Origin of the sequence: Bradyrhizobium sp. Rc3b (genome assembly GCF_900114915.1) — a bacterium.
Classification (GTDB): Bacteria; Pseudomonadota; Alphaproteobacteria; order Rhizobiales; family Xanthobacteraceae; genus Bradyrhizobium.
The window spans coordinates 55,437-68,709 of sequence record NZ_FOUS01000019.1; the positions used below are offsets into that span (position 1 = coordinate 55,437).

Annotated in this window: 9 protein-coding genes and 1 pseudogene; 6 read left to right on the forward strand and 4 right to left on the reverse strand. The window is 60.8% G+C overall.

Translation table 11 applies throughout. The annotated features are described in order from the left end of the window. The first annotated feature begins 92 nt into the window (after positions 1 to 92). Complete coding sequence (locus BM190_RS33905) at positions 93 to 1,211, forward strand: patatin-like phospholipase family protein (protein WP_246786111.1); 1,119 nt, start codon at positions 93 to 95, stop codon at positions 1,209 to 1,211. 250 nt (positions 1,212 to 1,461) lie between these two features. Here the strand turns inward: BM190_RS33905 and BM190_RS33910 are convergent, their stop codons facing one another. After that, positions 1,462 to 2,712 (reverse strand): sensor histidine kinase, encoded by a 1,251-nt coding sequence (locus BM190_RS33910; RefSeq protein ID WP_244550807.1) that lies wholly within the window; start codon positions 2,710 to 2,712, stop codon positions 1,462 to 1,464. Then, on the reverse strand, positions 2,709 to 3,437 hold the full coding sequence (locus BM190_RS33915; protein ID WP_092261908.1) for a response regulator: 729 nt from the start codon (positions 3,435 to 3,437) through the stop codon (positions 2,709 to 2,711). Before BM190_RS33915 ends, BM190_RS33910 begins: the two co-directional genes overlap by 4 nt. A 256-nt stretch (positions 3,438 to 3,693) precedes the next feature. Between BM190_RS33915 and BM190_RS33920 the strand changes: the two genes are divergently transcribed. Both BM190_RS33920 and BM190_RS33925 read left to right on the forward strand, forming a co-directional pair. Continuing rightward, on the forward strand, positions 3,694 to 4,782 hold the full coding sequence (locus BM190_RS33920; protein WP_092261909.1) for an efflux RND transporter periplasmic adaptor subunit: 1,089 nt from the start codon (positions 3,694 to 3,696) through the stop codon (positions 4,780 to 4,782). Next, complete coding sequence (locus BM190_RS33925; protein ID WP_092261910.1) at positions 4,779 to 7,853, forward strand: efflux RND transporter permease subunit; 3,075 nt, start codon at positions 4,779 to 4,781, stop codon at positions 7,851 to 7,853. The genes BM190_RS33920 and BM190_RS33925 overlap by 4 nt, the downstream gene beginning before the upstream one ends. A 57-nt stretch (positions 7,854 to 7,910) precedes the next feature. On the opposite strand, the gene BM190_RS33930 is transcribed toward BM190_RS33925, so the two are convergent. Further along, positions 7,911 to 8,735, reverse strand: coding sequence for an SDR family NAD(P)-dependent oxidoreductase (locus BM190_RS33930; RefSeq protein ID WP_092261911.1), 825 nt, complete (start codon positions 8,733 to 8,735; stop codon positions 7,911 to 7,913). Between the two features lie 59 nt (positions 8,736 to 8,794). Between BM190_RS33930 and BM190_RS33935 the strand changes: the two are divergent. The 3 genes and pseudogenes from BM190_RS33935 to BM190_RS33945 form a co-directional block, all read left to right on the forward strand. Then, positions 8,795 to 9,040 (forward strand): annotated as a pseudogene (locus BM190_RS33935) (aldehyde dehydrogenase family protein); the annotation flags it as partial. A gap of 458 nt (positions 9,041 to 9,498) precedes the next feature. Then, positions 9,499 to 10,698 carry an ABC transporter substrate-binding protein gene (locus BM190_RS33940; RefSeq protein WP_092261957.1) on the forward strand — a complete coding sequence of 400 codons (1,200 nt, stop codon included), beginning with the start codon at positions 9,499 to 9,501 and terminating at the stop codon, positions 10,696 to 10,698. A 107-nt stretch (positions 10,699 to 10,805) separates the two neighbouring features. Continuing rightward, positions 10,806 to 12,608, forward strand: coding sequence for an AMP-binding protein (locus BM190_RS33945; RefSeq protein WP_244550808.1), 1,803 nt, complete (start codon positions 10,806 to 10,808; stop codon positions 12,606 to 12,608). Positions 12,609 to 12,714: 106 nt separating this feature from the next. On the opposite strand, the gene BM190_RS33950 is transcribed toward BM190_RS33945, so the two are convergent. Next, entirely contained in the window at positions 12,715 to 13,227 is a 513-nt protein-coding gene (locus BM190_RS33950) for a winged helix-turn-helix transcriptional regulator (RefSeq protein WP_092261913.1), read from the reverse strand. Positions 13,228 to 13,273 lie beyond the last annotated feature (46 nt).

Sequence of the window (13,273 nt, forward strand, 5' to 3'; positions counted from 1 at the left end):
TTTGACGACCGTTCTTCTTTGCGGATGCGCCCTCCCTGTTTCCGCGCGATGTTGTTCCGAAACGCCTCATCGACGAGGCCGAACTCGCGGGAATGCCGAACATTCGGGTATGGGGAGACGCTCCGCCGGAAGCGCTTGCCGCGCTCTCCACGACCGAGCAGCCGGGGACAGCGCCAGGTGCCGCGGCATTTCAATCGGGCCGGCTGAATATTCTCACAATCTCTGGCGGGGGAGATAATGGTTCCTTTGGCGCCGGTCTTTTGGTCGGCTGGGGCGATGCCGGCACGAGACCTGAGTTTGATCTCGTCACCGGGGTTAGCGCCGGGGCTTTGACGGCTCCGTTGGTCTATCTCGGGCGGAGCAGGGACACGGCACTGAAGGAGGTCTTCACGCGATATGAGCGCAGCGATATCTACGATCCCGGCGTTATCGCGCCGCTGCTTGGATCGGGCTTGGTCGACAGCTCTCCGCTCGAAAGCCTGATCGCAAAATATGTCGATGATCGCTTTCTCCGCGAAGTCGCCAACGAGCGGAGAAAGGGAAGGGTATTGCTCGTCGGAACGACCAATCTGGACGCGCAGCGCCCGGTCCTGTGGGATATGGGCCGCATCGCAATGAGCGATCATCCTCAAGCCTTGAACTTCTTTCGCAAAATCCTGCTGGCTTCCGCGTCCGTACCCGGCGCTTTTCCTCCCGTGCGCATCAAAGTCAGAGCTGGAGATCGAACCTACGAGGAGCTGCACGTCGACGGAGGTGTGACTCAGCAAGTCTTCGTGCCTCGACCTTCGACAATCATCCGCAGGGACGCCTCGACCAAACGAACCGCTGCGCGACTATTCATCATCCGAAACGGAAAGATCAGCCCGGAATGGGAAGCCGTAGAACCGGGCATTTTCTCGATTTCACTGAGATCGATCTCCACCCTGATAAAGAACCAGAGCATCGGAGATCTTTACCGGATCTATGCGAAAGCAAAGATCGACGGTGTCAACTTCAACCTTGCGGCGATACCATCGACTTTTGGTGCGACGAGGGAGAAGTCATTCGAGCCGGGATATATGCAAGCACTGTATGAGGAAGGCTATCGTTCAGGGTTCGCAGGCTATCACTGGATGAAAGCGCCTCCTGGAATAGCAAAGAACCCGGAGCCGATAAGTAGCACACCCGGTTCGGCATCCCTCTCGGCGGGCCAGGGCGCGGAACTCAGGTAGCGAGATCCCTCGGGGGCCTTCGCCACATCAAGTCAGCCTCCACCCTGGTTCATTGGGGCTTTCCAGGGCGGAGGCTTAGCGAAGCTCAAGCCTGAGAAGCATGCGCCCGCAGCTGACAACTATGCATGTCCATCTGGGCCGTATTGCGGAGAATTATTTCCGAAGTTTGCGCAAGAGATGCGCGGACGGCTGAGCGCGGTGGCTCGTCCGCGAGGGCATCCAGGCTCTCCGACGCCACAGAGGACACGAATCAATGTGGCTCCGCCGGGAGCAACTGCGTAGCCGGCAACGTCACGGTCTGAATCAGCCCACGCAGAGAACCGTTCTCGATCTTGATGCTGCCTCCGGCCCGCTGGATGATCTCTCTTGCGATCGTCAAGCCTAGTCCGGCACCGTCGAACTGCTTCATGCGCGCTCGGTCGACGCGGAAAAACGGCTCGAAAACCTGGCCGATGAGACCGGGTGGGATGCCTGGCCCATCATCGTCGATCACCACGATGATTTCCGTCGCAGTGCTCTGAACGGCGACCCGGGCTTTCTTCCCATGGGTTGCCGCATTGATGATCAGGTTCCTGAAGGCGCGACTTAATCCTGTTCGGTTCGCCTGCGCGGTCCCTGCCGCGGCGCGCGTCAAAGTGATGTCATACGACAGGGTCCGAAGCTCGTCCACGAGGTCGGAAATGAGAATGTCCAGTCGGATGGGTTCGGGGGCCGATTTGCCGGATTCCTCCCTCACAAGAAGGATTGCGCTATCCGCGATCCGGTCAAGCTCGTCGATATCCTTCAACCACATTTCGCGGTCCTCGTCGTTCTCTACGAACTCCGCACGTAGACGCATACGCGTGATCGGTGTCCGCAAATCGTGGCCGGCCGCGGCGACGAGACGCATCCGGCTCTCCATTGCCCCTTTCAGGCGCGAGGAGAGCGAATTCAGCGCTCTGGCCGCGACCCGTACCTCGGCCGGCCCGGTCATTGCGAGTTCCGGAAGCACGGCGTCGGGTCCGACGGTCTCGATTGCACGTTCGAGAAGGACGAGAGGCTTGACCATCCGGTTCGCGAAGAAGAGAGCGACTGCCATCGTACCAAGCGTGGTCACCGCGAGCCAGATCAGGAGTAGATGGAAGACGCCGCCTCCTGGAGGCAAATCCGTGATCTGCGTAACGATCCACCCTTGGTCCAATGGAATGGACAGAAGCGGCAGGTCGTCCTTGCGAGACACGATAACGTCGCGTGGAGTTCCTCGAGTCGTCAGCGCGTCGCGAAGCCAAGAGGTGAGGTTGGATTCGACCTTGCCGCCAGCCGCAGCCTGCTGAACGACGACCAACTTGGGAGCGATCCGGTTGGCTTGGGTCAACAGCTCTATCTGTTCGACGAGTGGACCAATTGCTTGTCGTTCGTTGGGCGGATCGAACAGGTAGATGAGGATGCCGGTCAGGATGCAGACCACCGAGATGATCACGACGGTGAGAAGCACGGCGAGCTTGGCGCGCAAAGTGTTCACGACGGGAAATCCTGCAGCCCGACCTTTGCGACGAGCTGATATCCGCCGTTGCGAACCGTCTTGAAGAGCGGTGGCATCCCGGGCCTGTCCAATTTGCGCCTCAAGCGGCTGACAAGGACGTCGATAGAGCGATCGAAGACGTCTCCTTCCCGGCCGCGCGTGAGATCCAGCAGCTGATCTCGCGAAAGCACGCGACCCGGTCTGTCCAGGAAGACCTGCAACAGGTCGAATTCCGCGCCGGTCAATTCGAGTGCATTGCCTTGTCCGTCGATAACGCTGCGCAATTGCGGATCGGCCGTGAGCCCGTCGAACCGGTACCTTCTTGTCTCTTGGGCTCGGAGATTTCTTTCCGAGCGGCGCCGCAAGACGGCACGAATTCTGGCGACCAACTCTCTCGGATTGAACGGCTTTCCCAGATAATCGTCGGCTCCCATCTCCAGCCCGACGATGCGATCGACATCTTCCTTGAGCGCCGTCAGGAGGATGACCGGAGTCGTGTTCCGCTTCGCGCGCAAATCGCGGCAGGCGTCGAGCCCGGAGCCGTCCGGAAGCATGACGTCCAGAACCACCAGATCGATCTGGTCTCCCGCGAGGCGCTCGCGCATTTCAGCGCAGCTTGCAGCCAGAACGACGCGAAACGACTGGCTTTCCACGTAACGCGCGAGCAGCTTTCGGATCTCGGGATCGTCGTCGACCACTAGAATTTGGGAGGTTTCTTCGCTCATGGACGCCGTTCATGATGGCTCGGGGGATTTTGTTCTACCGCGAAGTCGGGTCGAAAGAAGCCGGAATTCGTAACGAAACGCCCCAAGGCTCCAATCCAGCAATGTTTCGACACAATCGGGGTCCCGCCGAGACGATCCGACACAAATTGTTCGACGTGAGCAAACCTCCCGTCCTACCTGCATCGTCGCCGGTCGTTCGGAAGTGGGCGGTTGGCGAGGCATTGGGGCGTCGACGGTGAGTGGAGGAATTGCTGGCATGAAGAGTGTCCATCGTGGCCTGAGGACGATTGGGATCATAGCGACTTCTCTGGTCTTCAGTTCGATCGTCCGTGCGGAAACTCCCTCATCCGCAATGACTGTGGTGGCCGCACCTGTCGAGAAGTTGGAGGTCACCAGGACGATCGCCGCGACAGGCAACGTCGTAGCGTGGCGCGAAATCCCGGTCAGCTCCGAAGCTGGCGGTATCGCGGTGATCGAGGTCACCGTGGACGAAGGTGATGTCGTTACCAAAGGTCAGATATTGGCCCGCCTCAGCCAGGAGTTGGCGGCTGCAGCGGTATCCAAGCAGAAGGCCGTGGTCGACGAACTGGAAGCGAGCCTTGCCAGTGCCAGATCGGATGCTGCGCGCGCGCATTCGGTCTCTTCAGGGGTAGTGAGCGCTCAAGTCGTCGAGCAGCGCGATACGCTCGTCAAGACGACCGAGGCCAAGCTGGGCGCGGCTCGCGCCCAGCTCGAGGAAGCAGAAGCGCGGCAACGGCAGACGGTCATCGTCGCTCCCGCGGCGGGGATGATCGCGGCAAGATCCGTAGCGATCGGGCAGGTGGTCCAAGCCGGAGTGGAGATGTTCCGATTGATCCAGGACAACCGCATAGAGGTCGATGCGCGCGTCGTTGAAACAGACATCCTCGCTGCTGCCGCTGGACAACACGCGACAGTGGTCGGCGCCGGTGGGCAAGCCGAGCAGGGGGCGGTCCGCATGGTTTCGCCGCTGGTGGATCCGAAGACGCGCTTGGGTACGGTGCATGTCGCGCTCCCCAAGGGCACGAATCTGAAGCCAGGGATGTTCGCCCGTGTCGAGATTTCAGTCGAAAGACGGCTTGTATTGACCGTTCCTTTGAAGGCAGTGGTCTGGCGAGAAGCGAAGGCTCACGTCTTCAAGGTCGGAGGCGACAGTCTGGTGTCATTGGTCGAGATCGGAATCGGCGTCAAGGAATCGGATGACGTGGAAGTTTTGCGCGGACTGGAGGCTGGAGATCGCATTGTGACCCAAGGTGCCGGTCTTCTGAGCAACGGAGATCTCGTAAACGTCAAGACCGCGTCGTTCAAAGGCGGTGCACTGCGATGAACGGCATCTCCAGTTGGGCGATCCGTCATCCCGTTGCGACCATCATCCTGTTCGTGCTGCTGAGCCTGGCGGGGGCCGTCGGGTTCTCGAAGCTCCGGCTCAACAACATGCCCGATATGGACATTCCGACGGTGACGGTCAGCGTCGCCTGGCCCGGAGCTGCGCCGAGTGAAATAGAGACGCAAATCACCCGCTTCGTCGAGGACGGCGTCGCAGGACTTGGGACTGTCAATCGCACTCGTTCGATCGTGAACGAGGGATTGTCCATGACGATGGTCGAGTTTGCGATCGGTACCGATATCGACCGGGCCACGAACGACGTCCGGGATGCCGTCGTATCGATACGTTCGAAGCTGCCGCAAGGAACACTCGATCCGATGATCCGGCGCGTCGAGGCGACGGGGCAAGCGATCCTCACGTTCATCGTCGACGCGCCGATGATGGCGCCGGACGCGCTGAGTTGGTTCATAGACAACGACATCGCCAAAGCTGCGCTTGCCGTGCCCGGCGTTTCCAAGATTGCCAGATCCGGTGGTGTCGATGCGGAAATTAGCGTTAAGCTCGAACCAGACCGATTGCTCGCTCTTGGTTTGACGGCCGCAGAAGTTTCCGAGCTCGTGAGGAACCGCAACATCACCCAGCCCGGCGGCCGTATGAAACTGGCAGGGTCCGAGCAAGCCGTTCGTACGGTGGGCAGTGTCCCGGACGTCGCGGCTCTCAAGGAGATGCGGCTCGCCTTCAGTGACGGCCGCAGCGTCAAGCTGTCGGAGATTGCGACCGTCGAGCGCGGGTGGGCCGAGCCGCGACAGAGGTCATGGTTCAATGATAGGGAGGTCGTGGGCTTCAGCGTCTACCGCGCCGTTGGGACCGGCGAGTTCGCCGTGACCAGAGACGTCAGAAAGCGGATGGCCGAATTCGCCGCCGCTCACGATGGCGTAGGGATCCTCGAGGTGACATCCTCGACCCACGCGGTCATCGAGGGATACGACGCCGCCATCGAGGCACTTCTGTTGGGAGCGTTGCTCGCGGTTCTGGTCGTCTGGATCTTCCTGCGGGATATCAGGGCGACGTTGATCTCGAGCGCCGCACTGCCGTTGTCGATGTTGCCGACCTTCGCTGTGATGTATGCCCTGAACCAGTCGCTGAACAATATCACTCTTCTGGCGATTGCTCTGGTTGTCGGCATTCTCGTCGACGACGCTATCGTGGAAATCGAGAACATCGTTCGGCACATTCGGCAGTCCGGAAAGACCGTTTACGATTCGGCCATCGGTGCGGCCGACGAGATCGGCCTGGCCGTGGTTGCGACGACGTTCGCCATCATCGTGGTTTTCGCCCCGGTTGGGCTGATGCCGGGCATCCCGGGGCAGTTCTTCGAGGCCTTCTCGATCGCCGTTTGCAGCTCTGTCTTCTTCTCTCTCGTGGTTGCCCGCCTGCTTACGCCATTGATGGCGGCCTATCTCCTGAAGACGGGCAAAAGGGAGCATCGCGAGCCGGCATGGGTGCGGTACTATGCGCTGACGTTGACCTGGACGCTGCGCTACCGATGGGCCACTGTCGTCGCCGGCGTGATGTTTTTCGTTGCGTCCCTGTCCCTTATTCCATCCCTTTCGACGGATTTCATGCCGGCGGCCGATCGAAGCCGCACGATGCTCAGCGTGGAGTTGGCACCGGGGGCGACTTTGCAGGAAACGGACGCCGCCACGCAGAAGGTTGCGTTTTTGCTTAGGACGAGACCCGAAGTGGCGTCCGTCTATGCCGCGGTCGGAACCGAGACGTCGACGTTTTCCGGCCCGGGAGACCTGTCTACCTCGGTAGGCGAGGTCAGAAGATCGACCGTGACGATCAATCTCGTTCCGAGAGCCGAGAGGGCTCAGTCCCAGCAGGCGTTCGAAGCCTCGATCGGGCGGCAACTTTCGATCATACCGGGCATTCGGATCCGCCTCGGCGAGGACGGATCTTCCGGCGCGAAAATCCAGGTATCCCTGTTGAGCGATGACGCCGCTGCGCTCGCCGATGCGGCACGTCGGTTGGCCCAGGATATGGGTACCACTACGGGATTCCACCGCGCGAGAGTCATGAGCAGCGTCGCCCGACCGGAGCTCCAGATAACGCCCAAGCCGGACAAGGCTGCTCTACTTGGAGTGCCTACGGCCGTGATTGCCAAGACGGTCAATATCGCCACCGTCGGAGATATCGACCAGAACCTGTCCAAGTTCAGCCTAGGCGCGCGACAGATTCCCGTGCGCATCTTGCTAAACGATGCTGCTCGTTCCGATATGGCAGGCCTGTCGCTGCTGCTGGTGCCTGCCTTCGAGAAGCCGGTGCCGTTGTCCGCCATTGCCGATATCAGCTTTGGCTCGGGTCCGCTCCAGATCGAGCGGACCGATCGCACCAGAAGCGAAACGGTCGAAGCGGAACTGAGTGGCCTGACGGTGGGTGAGGCGGAGGACTTGGTGGCTCAGATGCCGTCGATGAGGGGGCTGCCGGCGGGAGTATTCTACAAGCCCGCAGGCGATTCCGAACGCATGCAGGAGCTGTTCGATGGGTTCAAGCTCGCGGTTGGATCCGCCATCGTTCTGCTCTTCGTCGTTCTCGCTTTGCTCTTCAATGGCTTCGTTCAGCCCGTGACCATTCTCACCGCGCTGCCACTGTCGATCGGAGGCGCTCTGGGATCGTTGCTGATGACGCGGATGTCGATGTCCTTGCCGGTCATGATCGGAATGCTCATGCTCATGGGAATCGCGGCGAAGAACTCGATTCTTCTCGTCGAGTACGTGATTGTGGCCCGGCGCGATGGTGGCCTTGATCGCACGCAGGCTCTGTTGGACGCTGCTCGGAAACGAGCTCGGCCGATCGTGATGACCACCATAGCCATGAGCGCCGGCATGTTGCCCATAGCCCTGGGCATGGGAGCGGATGCCGAAAGGCGGGCGCCGATGGCGATCGCAGTGATCGGTGGACTGTTCAGCTCGACGATTCTCAGTTTGGTGTACGTGCCCGCCTTTTACACGGTGATGGACGACCTCGAGCGTTGGGTCGGGAGAAGCCTTCGCAGACGCTTTACGTGAACCGGTGATCCATTTGAAGCCAGGCGTCTGGTCGGCCTGGAGCATGCACACCGGAGCTCACGCCGGCCATGCCTGGCCGCCACCGTCGATGCGCAGCACCTGACCCGAGACGAAGGCGCCCATGGGTCCGGCGAAGAATTCGACGACCCGCGCGACCTCGTCGACGGTGGCGATGCGGTCGAGCGTGCCGGTCTCGACCATCCGGCCCGGATCGACTGCGCGGGTGCCGAGAAATCGGCCGGTGCGGGTGTCGCCTGGCGCGATGCAGTTGACCGCGATGTCGTAAGCGCGGAGCTGGTCGGCGAGACAACGCGTGTAATGCGTCACGCCGGCCTTCGCCACTGCATAGATCGAGCCGTTGGTGCGCCCCTTGAATGCGGCGACCGAGCCGAGCGTGACGATGCGGCCGCGCCGCCGCTCCATCATGCCCTTCGCGACCGCCTGGCAGGTCAGGATGGTCGAGAGCAAATTGCGTTCCAGCACCGCGCGCACGTCGGCTTCCCTGATGTGTACGGCGTCGTTCGGATCGGGCTTGCCGCCGGCAGCGGCGATATCGCCGCCGGCATTGTGCACGAGGATGTCGATCGGGCCGAGCGCGCCTTCCGTCTCGGTGATCACGCGCGCGATGTCCTCTCCCTCCGTGAGATCTCCGAGCACGCGTTGGCTGCGGACGCCATAGTCCTTGCCGATCTCCGCGGCCACCGCGGTCAGCGTGGTGCCCTCGCCATATTCCGCCGGCCCGTTCTCGCGCATGCCGTGGATGGCGACGTCAGCGCCGAGCGCGGCAAGCTTCTCCGCAAATGCGCGGCCGAGCCCGCGTCCAGCGCCCGTCACCAGCGCAACCTTGCCAGCCAGAATTTTCGTAGTGCCATGCGATGCCATGATCTTCTCCGTTATGAATTGTCAGTCGGCCGCGAGGTCGAGGCCGATCGCCAGCGCCTGCACTCGAGGAAGCTAATCGCCTGCCGGTCGGTCTTGCCTCCTACGCTTTTACCAGCTCGACCAAGTCTGCTACCGCGATCGGCTCGGCGATCGAAGCTGGCATGATGTCCATCAACAGCTTCGGTCTGGCTTTGCCCGAAGTGCCGTTCGGTGGCATCAAGGATTCCGGCTACGGCTCGGAAGCGGGCACCGAGGCCATGGAAGCGTACCTCAACACCAAGTTTATCAGCCAGACCGGTCTGTAGGCGCGATGGTCCCAGACTCCGTGAATGTTACCGTCTGGGCGAGGCTCATCGCTCGGCGGTAGGTCAAATCACGGGTTTTTCTTTGCTTATAAGTTCAATAATAGAATGAAGTAACCAGATATTGTAACGCGCGATATCCGGGCTGAGAGGGGCATCCCCGCAACTGGGCATCGATTCGCGCCACTGCCTTATCAGGTTAAACGTATAACTCGTCACAACATCGCAAGCGCTTCGTTCCTTCTCAGGGGAGATACATCTAGCGCTTGACGAGTTCTAAAAAAGAACTGTAAGCTTTGGGGAATGAGGCGGCCGATCCAAGAGCCGCAACGGTTGACGCGCTTGGCCATCGACGCTTGGCGAGCGCGCTCGATTTCGCGCGGCATGACGCCTAGCGAGCCGTTAGAGACACATAAAAATTACACGGCGCACCGGAAGAGTGCGCATCAGGGAGGATGCCGATGTTGCCGAGATGGAAGAGTCTTGTCGTTCTGCTCGTGCTGTTGGGCAGCCCGGCATTCGCGGCCGACGAGCCCGGGGTTACGGCGACCGAAATCAAGATTGGCGGGGTGTTTCCGTTCAGCGGGCCGGCTTCATCGATCGGTCTCGTGGGCAAGGGGCTGATCGCCTACATTCAGTCCCTGAATGACCGCGGCGGCATCAGCGGGCGCAAGATCAATTACGTCGCCTATGACGATGCCTATAGCCCGCCCAAGGCGGTGGAGCAGGTCCGCAAGCTCGTTGAGAGCGATGAAGTTGCATTCATGTTCGGCCAGCTCGGCACTCCCGCCATTTCGGCGACCTCAAAATACCTGAAGTCGAAAGGGGTGCCCAGCATCGCGATCGTCAGCGGATCGTCCAAGTTCACCGACGTCGCCAGTTACCCGCTGATCACGACAGGTCTCGTCAGCTACGATACCGAGGGAAAGATCTACGCAAAATACCTCACGAAGGCTCTGCCGAACGCCAAATATGCGATCCTCTACCAGAATGACGACCTCGGAAAAGACTACGTCAACGCCTTCAAGGCGTTTCTCGGCAAGGACTACGATCGCAGGGTCATCACCGCGTCCTATGAGGTCACTGAGCCGACCGTCGATTCGCAGATCACCAACCTGAAGAGTTCCGGTGCGGATGCCCTGATGATCGCGGGCACGCCGAAATTCGCTGCGCAGGCGATCCGGCAGGCCTCTTTGATCGGCTGGAAGGCGACCGTGATCATCAACTTTCCGTCCGGTTCGGTTGGGGGCACGCTCACGCCGGCCGGCCTCGACAAGTCGACTGGCGTGATCGTCGGCACCATCAACAAGGATGTCGTGGATCCGAAGTGGAAAGATGATCCCGGCATGCAAGCCTATCGGGCGTTTATCGACAAATATCTGCCCGGCGTCGATATCACCAACGGCAGCTATCTCACCGGTTACCAGCAAGGCATCCTGCTCGAGCAGATCCTGAAGCAATGTGGGGACGACCTGTCCCGCAAGAATATCCTGGCGCAGGCCAAGAACCTCCGGGACTTCGTCGTACCGACCGCACTGCCGGGCATCAAGATCAACACCAGCGAAACCGAGAACATGATCTGGACGCAGATGCGCCTGCAGCGATGGACGGGATCGACTTGGGAAGCCTTCGGAGAAGTGCTGGACGCCAGGTCCGAATGAGCAGGTAACAGGCGAGGGGCGAGCGGCATTGAGCCGGCGCCGGCGTCCTGCGCGACTTGAGCGCAACGGGTGCGATCGCCATCCCGGTACTTCAGGAGATCAATTCGATGTCGACGAAGGCACTGACGTTTGCGCCGCGCGAGGTTTCAATCGAGCGCCGACCAGATGGCGCGCTCATATTGAGTTCGCCCCTCGAGTGGAAGCCATGTGACTGGCGTATCACGGACTTCTTGCCGAGTTGGGCGAGCGCCACGCCGGACCGGATATTCCTCGCGCAGCGCAATGCGAAAGGCGGGTGGGACGAGATCACCTACGGCGAGGCATGGTCTCAGGTCCAGGCGGTGGGCCAAAGTTTGCTCGATCTGGGCGCAAAGCCAGCGGACAAGCTGGCCATCCTCTCCGGAAACTCGATCGAGAACGCCGTGGTTTCGTTTGCGGCGATGTCAATCGGTGTCATCCTGGCGTCGATATCGCCAAACTACACGCTGATGCCCGGTGGACTTGCTCGTCTCAAGGACATTGCCGAAGTGCTGCGCCCGAGCTTCGTGTTCGTCCAAAGCGGACGTGAGTTTTCCGCAGGCCGCACTATTCCGGAATTGGCGGCCGCGACCTGGATCAGTGTCGATGGCGCGCCGGACACGGTACCCTTCCAGACCCTGACAGCCAAAACCGCGTGCGACGGATTTGCCGGGGCATCTCGTGCGGTCTCGTGCGACGCTGTCGCCAAGATACTCTTCACGTCGGGTTCGACAGGCTTTCCGAAAGGCGTGCTCAACACCCATCGCATGATGGCAAGCTCCCTGCAAATGGGCAGCCAGCTCGTGTCTCCTCCGGCTGCGCCAGTCCAGGTGGAGTGGCTGCCTTGGCACCACACGATGGGCAGCAACGTCATTCTTCACGGCATCCTCAAGAACGGCGGTACGCTCTATATCGACGACGGCCGTCCGCTGCCGCAGCTCTTTCACAAGACGGTCGCCAATCTCAAGGAAGTGTCGCCGACCGCCATGTTCAACGTGCCTGCCGGTTATAACCTCCTGTGTGACGCGGTCGAGAAGGATCCCAATCTAGGCGCCAGTGTATTCAAGCGGATGGACCGAATGAGTTATGCCGGCGCTGCAATTTCAAAGGACACGCTGGAGAAGCTCTATCGCTTGACACTCTCGGTGACCGGCCGGCGAATTCCGGTCATGTCGGGTTACGGTACGACCGAAACCGCCCCGACCATCAGTACGACCCATTGGGCGACAGATCGACCCGGCGAGATCGGTCTTCCCGCGCCGGGACTGCGGCTCAAGCTCATTCCGGTCTCGGATACTTACGAGGTCAGGGTCAAGGGACCCAACGTCACGCCGGGTTATCTCGGGCGGCCGGATTTGACGGAAATGGCCTTCGACGAGGAAGGCTTTTATCGCATCGGCGATACTGTCTCGTTTCTGGATCCGCAGAAGCCTGAGCTCGGGCTACGCTTTACCGGTCGAATTTCCGAGAACTTCAAGCTTGCGAATGGGACCTGGGTCTCGATCGGCAATATGCGCGCGGCAATCCTGGCCGCAACGCGCGGTGTCTTGCTCGACATGGTGGTCGCGGGCGAAAATCGTGAGGCGTGCGCGCTGCTCTGCTGGTTGAACCCCACGGAGGCCGCGCGAATCTCGAAAACTCCGGGTGCGGATTTGACCTCGGATCCCGCCGTGGTCGGATTCCTGCAGGATCGCTTTCGGGACTACAACGAGACTGTCGGAAGCAGCGAACGGATCTGCTCCTTCGTTCTGCTGAAAGATCCGCCATCAATGGCGGCAGGAGAGATTACCGACAAGGCCTATGTCAACCAACGCGCTGTGCTGAAAGTCCGATCCGAGCAGGTTGAGCGTCTCTATACCCATGAAGGCGGCGCCGATGTGATCCGGGTCTGAGAGCGAGCTTGTCGCTGTGCGGACGTTACGGACTCCTGGCCGCCAGATCACGTCTGCCGGTACCTTCTGCGGGATTGTTTGCCGCGGAACGGCTTCGGTGCAGGCCTCAGGCGGCCCGCGAGCGCGCCTTTGTTTTCGAGGTCGTCGGCGCCGCTGCCGCCGGGGCGCTGCGAGCACCCGGCCCGGGATGAGTATGAACCCCCTTGGCCGACAGCGGCTCGCCGCACTCGGAGCACACCATGACCGGATCGAAATCTTTTCCGCACTTGCGATGCTGGTGCAGCAGGGGGCGGCCGCGCTCGTCGACCATGTGAGTATCGCCCCAATGCACGATTGCCATCATGATCGGATACAGATCGAGCCCCTTCTGGGTCAGGATATATTCGTGCCTTTTGGGGGATTCCTGGTAGGGAATGCGGCGCAGGATGCCCTGCCGAACCAACTTCTTCAGACGTTCGGCAAGCAAATGCCGGGTGATTCCGAGTGCCGACTGAAATCCCTCGAAGCGGCGTGTGCGCAGAAAGCACTCGCGCAGGATCAGAAGAGTCCAGCGATCGCCGATCACGCCGATAGTTCGGGCCATCGAGCACGGCTCTTCCTCGAGTTCCTTCCACTTCATCCATGCACTCCAGTCGCCGCCGCGGCACGGACCTCGTCTCGAATCG